Source organism: Streptomyces sp. NPDC054770 (genome assembly GCF_053611985.1).
The window spans coordinates 42,034-61,628 of record NZ_JBSHBL010000051.1; the positions used below are offsets into that span (position 1 = coordinate 42,034).

The 19,595-nt window shown below is 73.2% G+C and carries 18 protein-coding genes; 10 read left to right on the top strand and 8 right to left on the bottom strand.

Going from position 1 to position 19,595, the window contains the following annotated elements:
* Positions 1–1,140: an acyl-CoA dehydrogenase family protein gene (locus tag ACWGKQ_RS34785; RefSeq protein WP_453296034.1), complete on the bottom strand. Its 1,140-nt coding sequence runs from the start codon at positions 1,138–1,140 to the stop codon at positions 1–3.
* Between the two features lie 53 nt (positions 1,141–1,193).
* On the opposite strand from ACWGKQ_RS34785, the gene ACWGKQ_RS34790 reads away from it, so the two are divergent.
* Genes ACWGKQ_RS34790 through ACWGKQ_RS34800 form a run of 3 tightly spaced genes read left to right on the top strand, consistent with a single transcriptional unit; the run spans position 1,194 to position 3,813 of the window.
* Positions 1,194–1,982, top strand: coding sequence for an SDR family oxidoreductase (locus ACWGKQ_RS34790; RefSeq protein ID WP_453296008.1), 789 nt, complete (start codon positions 1,194–1,196; stop codon positions 1,980–1,982).
* 15 nt (positions 1,983–1,997) lie between these two features.
* The gene (locus ACWGKQ_RS34795) at positions 1,998–2,609 is read left to right on the top strand and encodes a TetR/AcrR family transcriptional regulator (protein WP_453296009.1); all 612 of its coding nucleotides are present in this window, start codon (positions 1,998–2,000) and stop codon (positions 2,607–2,609) included.
* A gap of 46 nt (positions 2,610–2,655) precedes the next feature.
* Positions 2,656–3,813 (top strand): acetyl-CoA C-acetyltransferase, encoded by a 1,158-nt coding sequence (locus ACWGKQ_RS34800; RefSeq protein ID WP_453296010.1) that lies wholly within the window; start codon positions 2,656–2,658, stop codon positions 3,811–3,813.
* Here ACWGKQ_RS34800 and ACWGKQ_RS34805 read toward each other — a convergent pair.
* From ACWGKQ_RS34805 to ACWGKQ_RS34820, 4 genes are read right to left on the bottom strand one after another with little or no spacing between them, the layout of a single operon-like run.
* Complete coding sequence (locus ACWGKQ_RS34805; protein ID WP_453296011.1) at positions 3,797–4,846, bottom strand: NAD(P)H-dependent flavin oxidoreductase; 1,050 nt, start codon at positions 4,844–4,846, stop codon at positions 3,797–3,799. The two genes, ACWGKQ_RS34800 and ACWGKQ_RS34805, sit on opposite strands and share 17 nt — an antisense overlap.
* A complete protein-coding gene (locus tag ACWGKQ_RS34810) occupies positions 4,846–5,592 on the bottom strand; it encodes a CoA-transferase subunit beta (protein ID WP_453296012.1) in 747 nt (248 codons plus the stop codon). The genes ACWGKQ_RS34805 and ACWGKQ_RS34810 overlap by 1 nt, the downstream gene beginning before the upstream one ends.
* Positions 5,589–6,437 (bottom strand): CoA transferase subunit A, encoded by an 849-nt coding sequence (locus ACWGKQ_RS34815; RefSeq protein WP_453296013.1) that lies wholly within the window; start codon positions 6,435–6,437, stop codon positions 5,589–5,591. The genes ACWGKQ_RS34810 and ACWGKQ_RS34815 overlap by 4 nt, the downstream gene beginning before the upstream one ends.
* Positions 6,430–7,182: an enoyl-CoA hydratase family protein gene (locus ACWGKQ_RS34820; RefSeq protein WP_453296014.1), complete on the bottom strand. Its 753-nt coding sequence runs from the start codon at positions 7,180–7,182 to the stop codon at positions 6,430–6,432. The genes ACWGKQ_RS34815 and ACWGKQ_RS34820 overlap by 8 nt, the downstream gene beginning before the upstream one ends.
* 125 nt (positions 7,183–7,307) lie before the next feature.
* Between ACWGKQ_RS34820 and ACWGKQ_RS34825 the strand changes: the two genes are divergently transcribed.
* Positions 7,308–8,066, top strand: a complete 759-nt coding sequence (locus tag ACWGKQ_RS34825) for an SDR family oxidoreductase (RefSeq protein ID WP_453296015.1) — start codon at positions 7,308–7,310, stop codon at positions 8,064–8,066.
* 1 nt (position 8,067) lies between these two features.
* Positions 8,068–9,000, top strand: a complete 933-nt coding sequence (locus ACWGKQ_RS34830) for an SDR family oxidoreductase (protein ID WP_453296016.1) — start codon at positions 8,068–8,070, stop codon at positions 8,998–9,000.
* A gap of 24 nt (positions 9,001–9,024) precedes the next feature.
* Here the strand turns inward: ACWGKQ_RS34830 and ACWGKQ_RS34835 are convergent, their stop codons facing one another.
* Together ACWGKQ_RS34835 and ACWGKQ_RS34840 are read right to left on the bottom strand one after the other, a co-directional pair.
* Complete coding sequence (locus ACWGKQ_RS34835) at positions 9,025–9,915, bottom strand: hypothetical protein (protein ID WP_453296017.1); 891 nt, start codon at positions 9,913–9,915, stop codon at positions 9,025–9,027.
* A 166-nt stretch (positions 9,916–10,081) separates the two neighbouring features.
* Positions 10,082–11,833 carry a glycoside hydrolase family 35 protein gene (locus ACWGKQ_RS34840; protein WP_453296018.1) on the bottom strand — a complete coding sequence of 584 codons (1,752 nt, stop codon included), beginning with the start codon at positions 11,831–11,833 and terminating at the stop codon, positions 10,082–10,084.
* A 133-nt stretch (positions 11,834–11,966) separates the two neighbouring features.
* Between ACWGKQ_RS34840 and ACWGKQ_RS34845 the strand changes: the two genes are divergently transcribed.
* From ACWGKQ_RS34845 to pepN, 3 genes are all read left to right on the top strand, one after another.
* Positions 11,967–12,887: a helix-turn-helix domain-containing protein gene (locus ACWGKQ_RS34845; protein WP_453296035.1), complete on the top strand. Its 921-nt coding sequence runs from the start codon at positions 11,967–11,969 to the stop codon at positions 12,885–12,887.
* Positions 12,888–12,898: 11 nt separating this feature from the next.
* The gene (locus ACWGKQ_RS34850) at positions 12,899–13,249 is read left to right on the top strand and encodes a chorismate mutase (protein WP_453296019.1); all 351 of its coding nucleotides are present in this window, start codon (positions 12,899–12,901) and stop codon (positions 13,247–13,249) included.
* A 228-nt stretch (positions 13,250–13,477) separates the two neighbouring features.
* Positions 13,478–15,961, top strand: coding sequence for an aminopeptidase N (gene pepN, locus ACWGKQ_RS34855; RefSeq protein WP_453296020.1), 2,484 nt, complete (start codon positions 13,478–13,480; stop codon positions 15,959–15,961).
* Between the two features lie 98 nt (positions 15,962–16,059).
* Here the strand turns inward: pepN and ACWGKQ_RS34860 are convergent, their stop codons facing one another.
* Positions 16,060–16,608 (bottom strand): N-acetyltransferase family protein, encoded by a 549-nt coding sequence (locus ACWGKQ_RS34860; protein ID WP_453296021.1) that lies wholly within the window; start codon positions 16,606–16,608, stop codon positions 16,060–16,062.
* A gap of 218 nt (positions 16,609–16,826) precedes the next feature.
* On the opposite strand from ACWGKQ_RS34860, the gene ACWGKQ_RS34865 reads away from it, so the two are divergent.
* Together ACWGKQ_RS34865 and ACWGKQ_RS34870 are read left to right on the top strand one after the other, a co-directional pair.
* A complete protein-coding gene (locus ACWGKQ_RS34865; protein WP_453296022.1) occupies positions 16,827–18,182 on the top strand; it encodes a pyridoxal phosphate-dependent decarboxylase family protein in 1,356 nt (451 codons plus the stop codon).
* Positions 18,179–19,585: a lysine N(6)-hydroxylase/L-ornithine N(5)-oxygenase family protein gene (locus ACWGKQ_RS34870; protein WP_453296023.1), complete on the top strand. Its 1,407-nt coding sequence runs from the start codon at positions 18,179–18,181 to the stop codon at positions 19,583–19,585. Before ACWGKQ_RS34865 ends, ACWGKQ_RS34870 begins: the two co-directional genes overlap by 4 nt.
* The last annotated feature ends 10 nt before the right edge of the window (positions 19,586–19,595 follow it).

The window sequence follows — 19,595 nt, forward strand, 5'->3', positions numbered from 1 at the left end:
TCAGCGGCGTCCCTTCGGCAGACCGAGCAGCCGCTCGGCGATGATGTCGCGCTGGATCTCGTTGGTGCCGGCGTAGATCGGACCGGCGAGGGAGAAGACATAGCCCTCCGACCACGTCGTGTCCGTCAGCTCGCCCTCCGCGCCCAGCAGATCGAGCGCCGTCTCGTGCAGCGCCAGGTCCAGCTCGGACCAGAACACCTTGTTCAGGCTGGACTCGGGGCCGAGCGACTCGCCGTCCAGGAAGCGGGCGGCGGCCGCGTAGGTGAACAGCTGATACGCGCGGGCGCCGACGACGGCGTCGGCCACCCGGTCCGCGGCGGACTCCGGGCCGCCCCGGGCCTGCCAGAGGTCCCGCAACCGGTCGGCGGCGGCCAGGAAACGGCCCGGCGACCGCAGGGTCAGCCCCCGCTCGTTCCCCGCCGTGGACATCGCGATCCGCCAGCCCTGGCCCGGCTCGCCGATCACGTCCTCGTCGGGCACGAACACCTCGTCCAGGAACAGCTCCGCGAACGCCGGCTTCCCGTCGAGGCGGCCGATCGGGCGCACGGTCACCCCCGGCGCCCGCAGGTCGAACATCAGGTAGGTGAGCCCCTGATGCGGCTTGGACGGGTGCGGCTCACTGCGGAACAGGCCGAACGCGCGGTCGGCGAAGGCCGCCCGGGACGACCAGGTCTTCTGGCCGGTCAGCAGCCAGCCGCCGGCCGTCCGCACCGCCCTGGAGGTGAGGGCGGCCAGGTCGGAACCGGCCCCGGGCTCGGACCACGCCTGCGCCCAGACCACCTCCCCGGTGGCCATCGGCGGCAGCACCCGCGCCCGCTGCTCCTCGGTCCCGTGCTCGAACAGGGTTGGCGCGAGCAGACTGACGCCGTTCTGCCCGACCCGGCCCGGCGCGCCCGCCGCCCAGTACTCCTCCTCGAAGACCAGCCACCGCAGCAGCCCCGCGGCCCGGCCGCCGTACTCCTCGGGCCAGGACACCACCGACCAGCGGTCCGCGGCCAGTTCGGCCTCCCAGGCGCGGTGCGCCGCGAAGCCCTCCGCCGTCTCCAGGGAGGGGAGCGGGCGGCGCGGCACATGCGCCCGGAGCCAGGCGCGGGCCTCGGCGCGGAACTCCTCGTCCGCCGGGCTGTGATTCAGGTCCACGGTCGCCGTCACCGTCCTTCCCTAACAAGTGTTTGGTAGGTTAGCGTGAGCCCATGACAGGCGTCGAGAGGCCGGAGTACCTGCCCGGGCACGGGCTGCTCGAGGGGCGCACCGCCGTCATCACGGCCGCGGCCGGGGCGGGGATCGGCGGGGCGACCGCGCGCCGCTTCCTGGAGGAGGGCGCACGCGTACTGATCAGCGACGCGCACGCGCGGCGGCTGAAGGAGTACGAGGCCGAACTGGCCGGCGAGCATCCGGGCGCCGTGACCGCCGTCCCGTGCGACGTGACCGACGAGGCCCAGGTGCAGGGGCTCTTCGACACCGCCGTGCGGGCGCACGGACGGCTGGACATCGTCGTCAACAACGCCGGTCTCGGCGGGACGTCGACGCTCGTCGACATGAGCGACGAGCAGTGGGCGCGGGTGCTCGACGTCACCCTGGGCGGCACCTTCCGGTGCACGCGCGCCGCCCTGCGGCACTTTCGCGAGGGCAGCCACGGCGGGGTGGTCGTCAACAACTCCTCCGTCGTCGGCTGGCGGGCCCAGGCCGGACAGGCCCACTACGCCGCCGCCAAGGCCGGGGTGATGGCGCTGACCCGGTGCGCGGCGATCGAGGCCGCCGAGTACGGGGTACGGGTCAACGCGGTGGCACCGAGCCTCGCCATGCACCCGCACCTGGTGAAGGTGACGTCGGCCGAGCTGCTGGCGGAACTCACCGCGCGCGAGGCCTTCGGGCGGTACGCCGAGCCGTGGGAGGTGGCCAACGCCATCGTCTTCCTGGCGTCCGGCTACTCCTCCTACCTCACCGGGGAGGTCCTCTCCGTCAGCAGCCAGCATCCGTAGGACGAGAATGTGCCCGTGCCGACCAAGAAGAAGCCCCCGGTGACCGCGGCCCCCGCCCGGCGCCGCGAACTCCTCGAGACAGCCGCCGAGGTCTTCGCCGAGCAGGGCTACAACGCCACCACCGTACGCAAGATCGCGGACCACGCGGGCATGCTCGCGGGCAGTCTCTACTACCACTTCGACTCCAAGGAGTCGATGCTGGAGGAGATCCTGCGGACCTTCCTCGACGAGCTCTGGGACGGCTACGACACCGTCCTGGACGCCGGACTCGGTCCCCGCGAGACCCTCGAAGCCCTGGTCACCGAGTCCTTCCGGGAGATCGACCGGCACCGCGCCGCCGTCGCCATCTACCAGAAGGAGAGCAAGCAGCTGGTCGCCCAGGAGCGGTTCGGCTTCCTCGCCGAGTCGCAGCGCAGGTTCGAGAAGGCATGGCTGTCGACGCTGGAGCGCGGGGTCGCCGCACAGGTCTTCCGCGCCGACCTCGACGTCCGCCTCACCTACCGGTTCGTGCGCGACACCGTGTGGGTCGCCGCCTCCTGGTACCGGCCCGGCGGACAGCACAGCCCGGAGGAGATCGCCCGGCAGTACCTGTCGATGGTGCTGGACGGGATCGCCGTCCGCGAGTAGCTCACCCATTCCCTGAAAGCCCCTTTCTGCCGAGGGAGTTGCTGACATGGCCGAGGCCTACATCGTCGAAGCGGTGCGCACGCCGGTCGGGCGGCGCAAGGGCGGACTGAGCGGGGTCCACCCGGCCGATCTGGGCGCCCATGTGCTGACCGCCCTGGTGGCGCGGTCGGGCGTGGACCCGGCCGCCGTCGAGGACGTCGTCTTCGGCTGCCTCGACGCGGTGGGTCCGCAGGCCGGTGACATCGCCAGGACCTGCTGGCTGGCCGCCGGGCTGCCCGAGGAGGTGCCCGGTGTCACCGTCGACCGGCAGTGCGGCTCCTCGCAGCAGGCCGTGCACTTCGCCGCCCAGGCCGTCCTCTCCGGCACCCAGGACCTGGTGGTCGCCGGCGGCGTCCAGAACATGTCCCAGATCCCCATCGCCTTCGCCTCCCGCCAGGCCGCCGAGCCCCTGGGGCTGACCGAGGGCCCCTTCCTGGGCAGCGAGGGCTGGCGGGCCCGGTACGGCAGCCGGCCCGTCAACCAGTTCGCCGGCGCCGAGATGATTGCCGCCAAGTGGGGCATCAGCCGCCGGGACCAGGAGGAGTTCGCCCTCAACTCCCACCGGCGGGCGCTGCGCGCCATCGACGAGGGCCGCTTCGAACGGGAGACCGTGCCCTACGGCCCGGTCGCCGTGGACGAGGGCCCGCGCCGGGACACCTCGCTGGAGAAGATGGCCGCCCTCAAGCCGGTCCTCGACGGCGGCACCATCACCGCCGCCTGCTCCTCCCAGGTCTCCGACGGCGCCGCCGCCATGCTCCTCGCCTCCGAACGGGCGGTCCGCGAACACGGACTGCGCCCCCGGGCCCGCGTCCACCACCTCTCCGTCCGCGGCGAGGACCCCATCCGGATGCTCTCCGCGCCGATCCCGGCCACCGCCCACGCCCTGAAGAAGACCGGCCTCACCATCGACGCGATCGACCTCGTCGAGATCAACGAGGCCTTCGCCCCGGTCGTCCTCGCCTGGCTCAAGGAGACCGGCGCCGACCCCGCCAGGGTCAACGTCAACGGCGGCGCGATAGCCCTCGGCCACCCCCTCGGCGCCACCGGCGTCAAGCTGATGACGACTCTCCTGCACGAACTGGAGCGCACCGGCGGCCGGTTCGGCCTCCAGACGATGTGCGAGGGCGGGGGCCAGGCGAACGTGACGATCATCGAGCGGCTGTGAGCCGTGCCCTGACCTCCTCCGCCTCCTTCATGATCCGCTCCACCAGCTCCGCGCACGACGGCAGGTCGTCGATCACCCCGGCGACCTGCCCGGAGGCCATCACCCCCAGGTCCGTACGGCCTTCCACCATCGCCGACCTGAGCAGCATCGGCGTGTTCGCGGCCAGCAGCACCTGACTCCAGGACAGCTCCTTGCCGTGCCGCAGGGCCAGGCCGTCCCGGACCAGCTGCCGCCAGGTGAGCCCGGACAGCTTCCGGAACCCCGCCGCACGCCGGATCGCGTGCAGCAGCCTCCGGGCCCGGCCCGACCCCTCCAGCGCGGCCACCAGATCGGTCCGCAGCATCCGGTGCGGCAGGCCGTCCACCGCCCTGGTGACGGTGACGTCCTTGACCGTCGCCGCCAGATACCGCGCCTTCACCGCGTCCGGCACCGTCGAGTCCGAGGTGAGCAGGAACCGCGTGCCCATCGCGACCCCCGCCGCGCCGTAGGCCAGCGCCGCCACCAGCCCCCGGCCGTCGAAGAACCCCCCGGCGGCCACCACCGGTATCGGCACCGCGTCCACCACCTGCGGCAGCAGCACGCTCGTCGCCACCTCGCCGGTGTGCCCGCCGCCCTCCCCGCCCTGCACGATCACCGCGTCCGCGCCCCACGCCGCGACCTTCTCGGCGTGCCGCCGCGCCCCGACGGACGGGATCACCACCACGCCCGCCGCCTTCAGCTCGGCGATCAGCTCGGGGGAGGGGGCGAGCGCGAAGGACGCCACCCGCACACCCCCGTCGATGATCAGCCGGACCCGGTCGCCGGCGTCGGCCGCGTCCGCCCGGAGGTTCACCCCGAACGGGGCGTCCGTACGGCACCGGACCTCGGCTATCGCGGCGCGCAGCTGATCGAGGGTCATCGTCGCGGAGGCCAGGACACCGAGGGCTCCGGCGTTGGCCGTGGCCGAGACCAGGCGGGGCCCCGCCACCCAGCCCATGCCCGTCTGCACGATCGGGTGCCGGACCCCGACCAGCCGGGTCAGCGCGGTCTCCATCAGCCGGCGACCTCCTTCGTCCGCGTACCGGCCGGATCCAGCACCTCGCGGATCAGCCGCAGCTCCGCCGCGCTCGGTTCTCGGGTGTACGGCACCTCGTCCGGGACGGCGAGCTCGAAGTCCGTCGCCTCCCGCACCTGGTCGACGCTCACCCCCGGATGCAGCGCGGCCAGCCGCATCGAGTGGTCCGGGGTCGCGAAGTCGAGGACACCGAGGTCGGTGACGACCCGGGGGATGCGGTGGAAGCGTTCCGTGCCCGGGTGCCGGGCCACCCGGTCGTACCCCACCCCGCACACCATGTCGACCTTCGCCACGAACACCCGCCGGGAGTGCTTCGGGACCCAGTAACTCGTCGGGTTGTTCAGCGTGTTGAGGGGCGCCCCGCGCACCCCGAGCAGCTGACGGCGGGGCCGTGCCCAGTCGCCGACGCACGAGATGTTCTGGTTGCCGTACCGGTCGAGCTGGCTCGCGCCCATCATCACGTGCCGCCGCCCGCCGGACACCAGGGCGAGGTGCTGCCGGTAGGGCAGCCAGCCCTCGGGCGTCCCGTCCGGGCGGACCAGCATCGCCTCGCCGTCGGTCAGCAGCAGGTCCGGTGCGAAGGTCAGCCGGGCCAGCCGGGCGCCCAGGGAGGGGATCAGACCCATCGGGCTCGCCAGGATCTCACCGGAGCCGCGCCAGGCCTCGGCGCAGGCGATGACGCAGTAGTCGGAGCGCAGTACCTCCGCGTGCGGTGTGTCCGTCACCCCTGCCCCTCCTGCCAGTTCCGCACCGCCGAGCGGTACGCCTGCTCGTCCCCGGTCAGGAACCGCTCGGCGAACTCCGCCCACGGCGTCGTCGCGTACAGCCGCTGGAACGCCTCGTCCCGCCCGTAGTCGGGTGCGCAGGACGTGAAGTGCGCGCCGCCCGGCGCCTCCACGACCCCCGTCACGTTCAGCCGCTTGACGAGCAGCGACTGCGGGGCCGCCTCCTTCGTCAGCTCGGCCGTGTCCACGATCCGTTCGCAGGAGACGTAGGCCGCGTCCGCCGCCTCGCAGAACAGGTCGTCGAAGTAGGGGTCCGGGCCCAGGTACTGCCCATTGCCCAGCCGGTCGGCGCGGTTGACGTGGACCAGCGCCGCGTCCAGGCGCAGGGCGGGCATCGCCACGAACGTCTCCCCGTCGTCGTACGGCGAAGTGACCGTCCGCAGACCGGGGTTGACCCGCATGACGTCCGAGCCGATGCCGGCGCGCACCGGCAGGAAGGGCAGCCGGTTCGCGGCCGCGTGCAGGCCCCACATGAACATGCCCTCGTCGACCTCCGCCAGCTCGAACGCGCCCCGCTCGCGTGCCGCGCGGTAGTGCGGTTCCAGCGGGACGGAGTCGAGGGTGACGAAGGCCGTCACCAGCTTGCGCACCCGGCCGGCCGCCACCAGCATCCCGACGTCCGGGCCGCCGTACGAGACCAGCGTGAGATCGTCGATACCGCTCCGGAGCACTGCTCTGACCAGGGACATCGGCTTGCGTCGGGAACCCCAGCCGCCGATGCCCAGGGTCATGCCGCTGGCCAGCCGGGACACGGCCTCGTCGGCGGTCATCGTCTTGTCAGTCACTGCCGGCACCCTCCTTCCCGAAGGTGTCACGGACCCGGTCGGCCACCCCGCTGAGGGCGGCCTCGAAGGTGAAGCCCTGTTCGAAGCGGTAGCTCCGCCGCACGTCGACGGGGTCGATACCGTTGATGGCGGCCTTGGCGAGGCGCAGCAGCCGGCCGTCCTTGGCGGCTATCTCCCGCGCCAGCTCCAGTGCCGCGGAGAGCAGATCCCCGCGCGGCACGACCCGCCACACCGAGCCGTGCGCGTGCAGCTCGGCCGCGGTCGCCGTACGCGAGGTGTAGTACAGCGTCCGCATCAGATGCGGTGGGACCAGGCGGGCCAGGTGGGTGGCCGCGCCCAGGGCGCCCCGGTCCAGCTCCGGCAGCCCGAAGACGGCGTCCTCGCTCGCCACGATCGCGTCCGCGTTGCCCACCAGGCCTATCCCGCCGCCCAGGCAGAAGCCGTGCACCGCGGCCACCACCGGGGTCTCGCACTCGTACACCGCCGCGAAGGCCTCCGCGCAGCCCCGGTTGGCGCCGAGCAGCCCCTCGTGGCCGTCCGCCTGTATCTCCTTGATGTCCACGCCCGCGTTGAAGCCCCGGCCCTGGGCGGCGAGCACGACACACCGGGTCCGGGGATCGCGGCCCGCCGCACGCACCGCGTCCGCCAGCGCGAACCAGCCCCGCACCGGCAGTGCGTTCACCGGCGGGTGGTCGACCGTGACGAGCGCGATTCCCTTTTCCGGACACGAGGTGGAGACACCCATGGACGCATCAGCTACCTTCGCACTCAGCTGCCTTTCCACCAAACATTTGTTAGGTGTGAGGCTTCGAAGCTAGCAGCCGCTCCGGACAAGCGGGAGGCCCTGTGGAAAACCCGGCGGGAGGCCCTGTGGACAACTCGCTGCGCGGCCGGACCGTGGTCGTCACCGGCGGTACCAGGGGCGTGGGCGCCGGGATCGCCCGGGCCTTCGCCGAGACCGGCGCCCATGTCCTGGCCTGTGCCCGCCGACCGCCCGGACAACCCCTCGACGGCGTCGAATTCACCCCCCTCGACCTGCGCGACCCCGCCGCCGTGCGCGCCTTCTTCGACGCCCTGCCCCGGGTCGACGTGCTCGTCAACAACGCGGGCGGCACCCCCTACCAGCGGCTCGCCGACGCGGACCCCGAGCGGCACGCCCGGGTGATCGAGCTGAACCTCGTCACCCCGCTGACCGCCTCCCTCGCCGCGTACGACCACCTCCGGCGGGCCCGGGGAGCGGTGGTGATGATCGGCAGCGTCAGCGGCGGCCGCCCCTCGCCGGGCTCCGCCGCCTACGGCGCGGCCAAGGCGGGGCTGGAGAACCTCGCCCGGTCCATGGCGGTGGAGTGGGCGCCGGAGGTCCGCGTCAACACCCTCGTGGTGGGCATGGTCCGCACCGAACTGGCCCACCTCCACTACGGCGGCCCGGACGGCGTCGACGCCGTCTCCCGCACCGTCCCGCTCGGCCGCCTCGCCGCCCCGTCCGACGTCGGCGCCGCCGCCGTCTTCCTCGCCTCCGACGCGGCCGCCTACATCAGCGGGGCCAGCCTGCTCGTGCACGGGGGCGGGGAACGGCCGGCGTTCCTGGACGCGGCAACCACCAACAAGCCATCCGGCAAGGAGGAATGACATGAGCGGAATCTGCGCGGGCCGGGTCGTCGTCGTCACCGGCGCCGGGCGCGGCCTCGGCCGGGCCCACGCGCTCGCCTTCGCCGCGGAGGGCGCCCGGGTCGTCGTCAACGACCTCGGCGTCGGCCTCGACGGCGTACCGGGTTCGGACGCCCTCGCCGGTCCAGTCGCTCCAGCCGGTCCCGCCGGGGCCGTGGTGGAGGAGATCCGGGCGGCCGGCGGTGAGGCGGTGGCGCACGGCGGTGACATCGCGACGGACGCCGGTGCCGAGTCCCTGGTGGCGACGGCCCTGGACGCCTACGGCCGCCTCGACACCCTCGTCAACAACGCCGGCTTCCTGCGCGACCGCATGCTCGTCAACCTCGCCGAGGACGACTGGGACGCGGTCATGCGGGTGCATCTCAAGGGCCACTTCCTGCCCCTGCGGCACGCGGCCGCACACTGGCGGGCCGAGGCCAAGGCGGGCCGCACCCCGGCCGCCCGCATCGTCAACACCAGCAGCGGAGCGGGCCTGCTGGGCTCCGTCGGGCAGGGCAACTACAGTGCCGCCAAGGCCGGCATCATCGGTCTCACCCTGGTCGCGGCGGCCGAACTCGCCCGCTACGGCGTCCAGGTCAACGCCATCGCCCCGGCCGCCCGCACCCGGATGACCGAGCACGCCTTCGCCGAGACCATGGCCGCCCCCGACGCCGGCTTCGACGCCATGGCTCCCGAGAACGTCTCGCCGCTCGTGGTCTGGCTGGGCTCCGCCGCGAGCGCCGGAGTCACCGGGCGGGTGTTCGAGACGGAGGGCGGCCGGATCACCGTCATGGAGGGGTGGCGGCCCGGTCCGACCGCCGACAAGGGGGCCCGGTGGACCCCGGCGGAGGCGGGCGAGACGGCGCTGAAACTGCTCGCCGCCGCGGGCGCACCGGGAGCGGTCTACGGGGCGTGACCAGGGCGTCACCGGCGACAGGCCCTAGGTGTCGCACTCCAGTACCGTCCGGCACAGCGAGCAGCGGGCCCGGACCCGGCCGCGTACCGGCACCCTGATCCGCTGGTGGCAGGTCGGGCAGGGGAACGAGACCCGCAGCAGGCCGCCACTGTCCGGGGTGAAGGCGTAGGGGACGCCGGGCTGCGGGGGCGGTGCGGTGGGGGCGTGACGGCGGTCGCGGGCGTAACGGCGGCGGCCCGCCCAGCCGGCCGCGGTGAGCGGCGGCTGCTCCTCGTCCTGGCGGGCCCGGGCCATGCCCTTCTGGTACGCCGTGTAGGCCTGCGGGCTGGTGAACCACACCGACGGGTCCTCGTGGAAGACGAGGGAGCGCTTGGCCAGCACGTAGCCGAACTCCTCCGGGGTGAGATAGCCGAGCTTCTGCGACGACTCGCCGTGCTCCCGGTAGGCGTCCAGGAGCAGCCAGCCGGCCCCGAGGTAGGTGGTCGCCGTGTCCGTGAGGATCTCGTTCTCCCGGGTGCTCCGGAAGGACAGGTCCAGGCGGTGCAGGTACACGTGCGTCACCTCGTGGGCGAGGGCCGCGCCGATGTCCCTGCGGTGGGTGCGGAAGCGGTCGTTCAGCTCGACGAAGTACTCCGGACCCGCGGTGAGTTCGACGTTCGCCGCGTGGGTCATGTCCTTGAAGCCGACGATCATGCGGGCGTCGGGCAGGCGGAAGTGCCGGACCAGCTCGCGGGCGACGCGCTGGGCGCCGAGGTGGAGGTCGTCGGTGTCACCGAACGCCACGTCGGCGGGGAGCACGCTGGTGGCGAAGGTCTGGACGGTGTCGTACGACAGGCGCCGGTACAACGCCGTGACGGCGGCCCGCACCGTGTCCAGATGCGGGTAGCCGTGTTCCACCGGGCCGCCGTTCGCCACGTCCCTTACCCCCACAGACGCCGCTGGAGCTGTCTTTCACAGTATGCGGGGGATGGGGGAAATTGGGGGGCGGAAGGTTGTTCGATGTCTGCGGGTCGTGGGGGCTGATCGCGCGCACGCGGCGGAGCCGCATATTGATACAGCCCCGCGCCCCTGACGGGGCGCGTCAGACGGGGCGCACTCTTGCGACGCCCTCGTTCGTCTCCTGGAGCTCCAGGACCCAGACCTCGTTCTCGCCCTCCTTCAAGATCGGGCCGGGCACGTACAGCGACTCCTGTGGGCCCGTCGACCAGTAGCGGCCCAGGTTGAAGCCGTTGATCCAGGCGAAGCCCCGGGTCCAGCCGGGGAGTTCCAGGCGGGCGTCCCCGGCGCCGTGCACCGTGACCGTCCCCCGGTACAGGCCCGGCGCGCCTGCTTCCGGGCGCGGGCCGAAGGACACCTCACCGACGCCCCCCTCGAACGCGTCCAGGTCGAGCCCACGCGCGCGTACCCCGTGCAGGAACTGGCGTTCGTGCAGGAGGCCGCCGGTGATGCCCTTCGGCTCGCCGGAGCGGGGGCCGTAGTTGACGCGGCCCAGGGACTCCACCCAGAGCTCCACGCGCGCGGGACCGGCGACCGGCTTCTTGAGCTGGGGCTCGTCCTCGGTGAGGACCCCGGCCCGCTCGCCGTCGACGTACACGACCGCGAGGTCCCGCAGACCCCGCGCGGTGAGCGGGTACGGCCCGCGCGGGCCCGGCACGTCCACCTCGTAGCGGACCAGGCCCCGGGCGATGTCCAGCTCCTCGAAGGTGGGCGGGACCGGGTGGACGCGCTCCGGGGTGCCGAGGGACTCCAGGACGGCGGGCAGCGATGCCCAGGCGGTGAGCTCCACGTCCGTCGGCGAAGCCAACGGCGCCGGCGCGGGGGGCGGTTCGGGCAACGGCTCGTCGTGGTGTTCGGCGAGCACCTCGCGGAAGCGCCAGAACTTCTCCGTGGGGCGGCCGTACTCGTCGATCGGCGCGTCGTAGTCGTACGACGTCACGTCCGGCTCCAGCGGGCCCTCGTGCAGTTCGCCGCCGGGCCGGTTGGCGCCCGCCCAGCCGGCGAAGTTGGTGCCGCCGTGGGCCATGTAGACGTTGACCGACGCCCCGCACTCCAGGATCTCCCGCAGCGCCGCCGCCGCGTCCCCGGCCTCCCGTACGACGTGCTCGCCGCCCCAGTGGTCGAACCAGCCGCACCAGAACTCCATGCACATCAGCGGGCCGCGCGGCTGGTGGCGGCGCAGCGTCTCGAAGGCCACGCGCGCGTGGGAGCCGAAGTTGACCGTGGCGAGCAGCCCCGGGACCGAGCCGCCGGTGAGCATGTGGTCCTCGGGGCCGTCCGAGGTGAACAGCGGCACCGTGACACCCTCGGCCCGCAGCAGGCCGGTGAGGTGGGCCAGGTAGGCGGCGTCGGAGCCGTAGCTGCCGTACTCGTTCTCGACCTGCACCATGATCACCGGACCGCCCCGGTCCAGCTGCCGGGACGTGATCTCGGGCAGCAGCCGGCGGAACCAGCGGTCCACGTGGTGGAGGAAGCGCTCGTCACGCGTGCGTGCCCGCGCGCCCAGCTCGCCCGTCACCCAGTGCGGCAGGCCGCCGTTCTCCCACTCCGCGCAGATGTACGGTCCCGGCCGCACGATCGCCCACAGGCCCGCCGCCCGTGCCGCGTCCAGGAAGCGGCCGAGGGCCCCGACGTCCCGGAAGGCGCCGGGGTGCGGCTCGTGCAGGTTCCACGGGACGTACGTCTCCACACAGTTCAGCCCCATGGCGCGCAGCATCGCCAGCCTGTGGCCCCACTGTTCCTCGTGCACCCGGAAGTAGTGCAGCGCTCCGGACAGCAGCCGTACCGGCCGGCCGTCCAGCAGGAAATCCGTTTCGCCCACCGTGAAGTCGCTCATAGGCTCACCATGGCCTGCTGGCGCGCACCGAAACCATGGACAAAGATCAGCAGCACTTGGACGGAAGAAGCGCACGGAAGAAGCGCACGGAAGCAACGCACGGAAGGGGCGCGCAGTGCCGGGTGGAGCGCCGATCTTCCGCACCTGGATGCGGTTCTTCACGCCCGGCGCCGTCCACCACCGGCTCGGTCTGGTCTGCTGGGGCGTCGGCCTCCAGTACGGCGCGGTGCCCGCCGTCGGCCCGCGCCTGCTCGAACATCACGTCGCCGTGGTGATCAGCTCCGGCCGGGGCTGGTACCGCACGCCCGACGGGCGCCGCACCACCGTCACCGCGCCCGCGCTGGTGTGGCTCACACCCGGCGTCCCGCACCACTACGGACCCGACCCGGACAGCGGCTGGGACGAGGCCTTCGTGACCTTCGCCGGGCCCGACACCGCGACCTACACGGAACTCGGCTACATCGAGCCCGAGCGGCCCGTGGTGCCCCTCTCGGACGCCACCGGACCCCGCGACGTCATCGCCCGCATCGCCCGGGCCGCCCGCCGCGGCAACCCCCTCCTGGAGGTCGAGACCGGCGCCGCCGTGCACGAGCTGCTCGTCGCCCTGCGTCGCGCGCGTGCGGACCTCGCCCCCGACGGCGACCCGGTGCTGCACGCGCTCGCCCGGGACGCCTGCACCGGGATGACCGTCGCCGACCACGCGGCCCGGCACGGCATGACCCCGGCCGAGCTGCGCACCGCCGTCCGCCGGGTCGCCGGGTGCAGCCCCAAGGACTACCTGATCGGCATCCGGCTCGGCCGCGCCCAGGAACTCCTCGCCACCACCGAACTGTCCGTCGCCGCCGTCGCCCGCCGCGTCGGCTACGACGATCCGGCCTACTTCTCCCGCCTGTTCACCCGCCGGGTCGGCACGGCCCCCGTGCGCTTCCGCACCCAGCAGAGCCGCGCCGTGCCCGGCGACGGGAACGCCGGATTTCCGGACGACGGCCTCCGGGAGGACGGCCCGGCCGAACCCGTCGACGGCCCTTGGGAATCGGCCGGGCCGCCCCCGTAGGGTTGACGCCCATGACCACCAGCAACACCGGTACCGGTGACGTCGACCCCGCCGTCCGCGCGGAGCTCGCCCGGCTGCGCGACAGCATCGACAACATCGACGCGGCCGTCGTCCACATGCTCGCCGAGCGCTTCAAGGCCACCCAGCAGGTCGGCCGCCTCAAGGCGGTCCACCGGCTGCCCCCGGCCGACCCGGCCCGCGAGGCCCGGCAGATCGCCCGGCTGCGCGCCCTCGCCGAGAACGCCAAGCTCGACCCCGCCTTCGCCGAGAAGTTCCTGAACTTCATCATCGCCGAGGTGATCAGGCACCACGAGTCCATCGCGGAGGACACCGTCAACGGGCGGCCGTCGGACACGCACTGACCCGGCGCCGTCCCGAAGGGCACGTACGACGCCTCGAAGAGCGCTCCGGCCCCGCCGGACACCGGCGGTGACGCGGCGCTCGAACAGGTGCTCAAGGAGCGGGCCGGTCGCCGGCGCGCGGCTCCCATCAGCGCCGTCACGTGCCGGCGCACAACCACGGGCCGGACATAAGCCGCGTACCGCTCCTGCCCCTGTGCGATGTCAGTGTCATCGGGCAGCATGGCCCGCATGTCCGTACTGACTCGCGACGAAGCGCAGAGCCGCGCCGAGCTCCTCGACGTCCACCGCTACACGATCGACCTCGACCTGACCACCGGGGACGAGACCTTCGACTCCCGCACCGTGATCAGGTTCACGGCCCGGTCCGACGGCGACACGTTCGTCGAGATGAAGCCCGTCGAACTGCGCGCCGTCACCCTCGACGGACAGCCCCTCGACCCCGGGACGCTGGACGAGAACCGGCTGCCCCTGAAGGACCTCACCGCGGGCGAGCACGAGCTGCGCGTCGAAGCCACCATGCGTTATTCGCGCACCGGCGAGGGCATGCACCGCTTCACCGACCCCTCGGACGACGCGACGTACGTCTACACCCAGCTGTTCCTGGACGACGTGCAGCGTGTCTTCGCCGCCTTCGACCAGCCCGACCTGAAGGCCGTCTTCGAGCTGTCCGTGACCGCTCCCGAAGGCTGGACCGTCCTCGCCAACGGTGTCGCCGAAGACCTCGGCAAGGGCCGCTGGCGAGCCGCCGCCACCCCGCTGATCTCCACCTACCTGGTCGCCGTCGCCGCCGGCCCCTGGCACTCGGTGCGCACCGAGCACCGCGGACTGCCCTTCGGCATCCACTGCCGCCGCTCGCTCGCCCCGCACCTCGACGCCGACGCCGAGGAGATCCTCGACATCACGCGCGCGTGCTACGACCGCTACCACGAGAAGTTCGAGGAGCCCTACCCGTTCGACTCCTACGACCAGGCGTTCGTCCCCGAGTTCAACGCCGGCGCCATGGAGAACCCGGGTCTGGTCACCTTCCGCGACGAGTTCGTCTACCGCTCCGCCGTCACCGACACCGAGCGGCAGACCCGCGCGATGGTGATCGCCCACGAGATGGCCCACATGTGGTTCGGCGACCTCGTCACCCTCAGGTGGTGGGACGACATCTGGCTGAACGAGTCCTTCGCCGAGTACATGGGCTACCAGACCCTCACCGAGGCCACCCGCTTCACCGAGACCTGGGTCGACTTCGGGGTGTCCCGCAAGGCCTGGGGCTACGACGCCGACCAGCGCCCCTCCACCCACCCGGTCGCCCCCGAGGCCGTCGGCGACACCGCCGCCGCCCTGCTCAACTTCGACGGCATCTCCTACGCCAAGGGCGCCTCCGCGCTGCGCCAGCTGGTCGCCTGGATGGGCGAGAAGGACTTCCTCGCCGGCATCAACATCCACTTCCAGCGGCACCGGTTCGGCAATGCCACCCTCGCCGACTTCATCGACTCCCTCGCCGCCGCCACCGAACGCGACGTGCACGCCTGGGCCGACACCTGGCTGCGCACCACCGGCGTCGACACCCTCACCCCGGTCCTGGCCACCGCCGCCGACGGCACCCGCACCCTCACCGTCGAGCGCACCGGCAGCCGCCCGCACCGCATCTGCGTCGGCGTCTACGACCAGGACCTCGCCGACGAGGGCGGACTCACCCTGCGCGAGCGCATCGACCTCGACATCCCGCAGACCGCCCCCCAGGCCCTCGGCAAGCGCCCCGCCCTGCTCGTGCTCAACGACGGCGACCTGACCTACGCCAAGGTCCGCTTCGACGCCGAGTCCGCCGACACCGTCCGCGCCCACCTGTCGGGCCTGCCCGACCCGCTGACCCGCGCGGTGGTCTGGAACGCCCTGCGGGACGCCGTCCGCGACGGGGAACTCCCGCCCGCCGCCTACCTGGAGGCCGCCCGGGCCCATCTCCCGCACGAGACCGACCTCGCCCTCGTCCAGGGCGTGCTGGCCTTCACCGCGGTCCACGTCGTCGACCGGTACCTCAGGCCCGAGGACCGCCCGGCCGCCCTCGCCACCCTCTCCTCGCTGTGCCGCGACTTCATCCGGCGCACCGAGGACGGCGACAACCCGGGGCTGCGCCTGGTCGCCGTACGGCACTTCATCCATGCCGCCGCCCACCCGGACACCATCGCCGCCTGGCTCGCCGAGGGCACCGTGCCCGGCGGGCCCGAGCTGGACCCCGAGCTGCGCTGGCGCATCATGAGCCGGCTCGCCGTCCTCGGTGCCGTGGACGAGGACCGGATCGCCGCCGAGCTGGCCCGCGATCCCAGCGCCAGCGGCCAGGAAGGCGCCGCCCGATGCCGGGCCGCGCTGCCCGACCCCGAGGCCAAGCGCACCGCCTGGGAGGCCATGTTCGGCGGCGACGACCTGTCCAACTACCTGTTCACGGCCACCGCCGAGGGCTTCTGGCACCCCGAACAGGCCGACCTGGTCAGCGACTACGTGCCGCGCTACTACCAGGACGCGGTCGCCGTCGCCGCCCGGCGCGGCCCCCGTATCGCCACGGTCACCGGCCGGCAGGCCTTCCCCGCCCACGCCGTCGACGCCGAGAACCTCGCCCACGGCCGGGCCTGCCTGGCCGACGCCGAGCCGGTCACGGCCCTGCGCCGCCAACTGATCGACCAACTGGACGACCTGGAGAGGGCGTTGCGGGTCCGCGAGGCGTAGAGCGACACGGGCACGGCCGGTCCCGGCGACGATGCGGGGACCGGCCCGGCCGCCGCCGACACCGGCAGATCGCGGCCGCGACGACCGGACCGGGCCCGTCAGCCCGCGGTCGGCCGCAGCTCCGCCCGGCGCACCCCGCGCTCCCGCGGTCCCGCGCGCCGGTTGCCCACCTCGGCCGTCCTCGGCACCTCCGCGCCCAGCGTGAAGCCGAGGCGCTCCAGGAAGCACTCCCCGGGGCGCCAGCCCGGCGGCACCGACGCCGTCACCAGGGACACCTCTTCGGCATGCGCGAGCAGCGACTCGGCCAGCGCCCGCCCCAGGCCCCGGCCCCGCGCCCAGGGCGCCAGCAGGAACAGCCCCACCGAGACCGCGCCGGGCACCGGATGGTTCCGTACCGCGTCCACCAGGCCCGAGACGACCCCGTCCCGCTCCAGCACCAGCAGCACCTTGTCGTCGGGGTCGGCGCCCTCGGGCAGCCCGTAGAACAGGCTCTGCACGTCGCCCGGCCCCGACGGCAGCCCGGTCGCCGCCACGAACCAGTCCTCGCAGGCCTCGAAGAGGTCCAGCAGCGGCACCTCGTCCGCGGGCCGGGGCTCCCGCACCAGCACCCGTTCACCGGGCACGTCGATCATCCACGCGTCCACCACGCGACCGACGTTAACCCCGGTCAGCCCCGGTCTCAACGCCCTTTCACCGCTTGCTCCGGCGCGCCCGGGGCGCACCGCCCCGACAGGTTTTCCCCGCACGGCAGTACCCACTTTCGGGTTTCGATCGTTGAACTTTGGGGGCACGCAGACCCAATCCCGTACAAGCTGGAACTCCCCCTGCGTACACCCCCTTTCGGCCAGCGCCCCGAGGAGAGCCCATGAGCACGCCGCCCCTCGCATCCGGACCCCAGGGCCCCGACGCCCTGCGGCCTCTGCTGGACACCGTGCTCGACGCGCTGCGCGAGGGCGGCCGGGCGCGCGGCGGACCGCTGCCCGCGGGCGGTCCGGCCGCGGTGGCCGAGCGGATCGCGGACGCCGTGGGGGACGTACTCCCGGACGACGGCGACCCCGACGCCCTGCGCACCCTGGTGACCGCCCTCGCCGAGGGCGCCGCCGACCCCGCCGACCCGCTGTGCGCCGCGCATCTGCACTGCCCGCCGCTCGCCGTCGCCACCGCCGCCGACCTCGCCGCGAGCGCCCTCAACCCCTCCCTGGACTCCTGGGACCAGGCCCCGGCCGCCTCCGCCCTGGAAGCCCTGGTCACCCGCACCCTCGCCCACACCATCGGCCTCTCCGACGCGCTGGTCACCACCGGCGGCACCGAGTCCAACCAGCTGGCCCTGCTGCTGGCCCGCGAGGCCACCGGCGGCGTCCGGCTGGTCTGCGGGGCCAACGCCCACCACTCGCTGCCGCGCGCCGCCTGGCTGCTCGGCCTGCCCGACCCCGTCGTGGTCCCCGCCCCGAACGGCACCCTCGACCCGGCCGCCCTGCACGACGCCCTCACCCGTCTGCCCCGGCCCCTGCTGGTCGCAGCCACCGCCGGCACCACCGACGCCGGGCTCATCGACCCGCTGCCCGAGATCGCCGGACTCTGCGCCGCCCACGGCGCCCGGCTGCACGTCGACGCCGCCTACGGGGGCGGTCTCGCCTTCAGCGACCGGCACCGGGACAAGCTGGCCGGCCTGGAGCGCGCCCACAGCGTCACGCTCGACCTGCACAAACTCGGTTGGCAGCCGGTCGCCGCCGGCCTCCTCGCCGTCGCCCGCCCGGCCGAGCTCGGCGTCCTCCACCAGCACGCCGACTACCTCAACGCCGACGACGACACCGAGGCCGGCTACCCCGACCTGCTCGGCCGCTCCCTGCGCACCACCCGGCGCCCCGACGTCCTCAAGATCGCGGTCACTCTCAAGACCCTGGGCCGCACCGGACTCGGCGCGCTGGTCGACCAGGTGTGCGCACGCGCGCGGGAGTTCGCCGCCCTGGTCCGCGAGCACCCCGGCTTCGAGCTCTACGACCGGCCGAACATCAGCACGGTGCTGTTCCGCCCCACCGGAGCCACCGACGACGACGTGGCCGGCGTACGGCGCAGCCTGCTGCACGACGGCCGGGCGGTACTCGGCCGGGCCCGGCTCGACGGCCGGCTCTGGTTCAAGGTCACGCTCCTCAACCCCCACTCCCGGCCGGACGAACTGGCCCTCCTCCTGAAACTCGTGGAAGGAACCACCCCCAGATGACCAACCCCCCACGCCACGAGCCCGAAGCACCCCGCGACCTGGTCGGTGTCGGCATCGGACCGTGCAACCTCTCCCTCGCCGCACTCGCCCACCCGCTCGCCGAACTCGACGCCGTCTTCTACGAACAGCGCCCGGGTTTCGACTGGCACCCCGGGCTGCTGATCGACGGCGCCACCATCCAGGTCCCGTTCCTCGCCGACCTGGTGACCCTCGCCGACCCCGCGAGCCACTGGTCGTTCCTCAACTACCTCAAGGCCCGCGACCGGCTCTTCCCCTTCTACTTCGCCGAGCGCTTCCACATCCGGCGCGCCGAGTACGACGCCTACTGCCGCTGGGTCGCCGAGAGCCTGCCCGGACTGTGCTTCTCCCACCAGGTCGACGCCGTCCGCTGGAACTCCGAACGCGATCTGTTCGAGGTCGACTTCACCCGGCTCGACGCCGAGGGCGAGGCCGAGTCGCTCGGCCGCACGTACACGAGGAACGTCGTGATCGGCGTCGGGACCGTCCCGTACGTGCCCGATCCGCTCAGGCCCCTCGTGGAGTCCCCGGGCGTCCCGGTCATCCACGCGGCCGACTATCTCGACCACCGCGAGGCCTTCCTCGCCGCCGAGCACGTCACCGTCGTGGGCTCCGGGCAGTCCGGCGCCGAGGTCTTCCTCGACCTGCTGCGCAACCGGCCGGCCGGCCGCGAGAAGGTGCACTGGATCGGGCGCAGCGCGGCGTTCGCGCCCATGGAGTACTCCAAGCTCGGCCTAGAGCACTTCACCCCCGACTACACCCGCTACTTCCACGCCCTTGCGGAACCCGTCCGGGACCGGCTCGTCTCCTCCCAGTGGCAGCTGCACCGGGGCATCGACGCCGACACCGCCGCCGCCATCCACGACGAGCTGTACCGCCGTACGCTGCACGGCGGCTGGCCCGAAGCCGTCCTGACCCCGGGGGTCCAGGTCCGCACCGCCGGGCGCGTCGCCACCACCAAGGTCGAGCTCCACCTCGAACACGTCCAGCAGGGCAACCGCTCCCGGCTCACCACCGACGCCGTCGTCCTGGCCACCGGCTACCGCGAACGCCCCCTGGGCCGCCTGCTCGCCGGACTCGACCCCTACCTGCGCCGGGACAACAGCGAACGCCCGCGCGTGGACGAGCGGTTCCGGCTCGTCCTGGACTCGTCGGTGACCGGAACGGCGTACGTCCAGAACGCCGAACTCCACACCCACGGCGTCGGCAGCCCGGACCTGGGCCTGGCCGCCTGGCGCAGCGCCACCATCCTCAACTCCCTGACCGGCAAGGACCCCTACCCGCTGCCCGCCCGCACGGCGTTCACCAGCTTCGGCCTGGAGCGGCCGGAGGAGCGGGTCCCGGCGCAGCAGCAGCCGAGGCAGCTCACCCCGCTGGTCGACTGAGCGAAGGGCG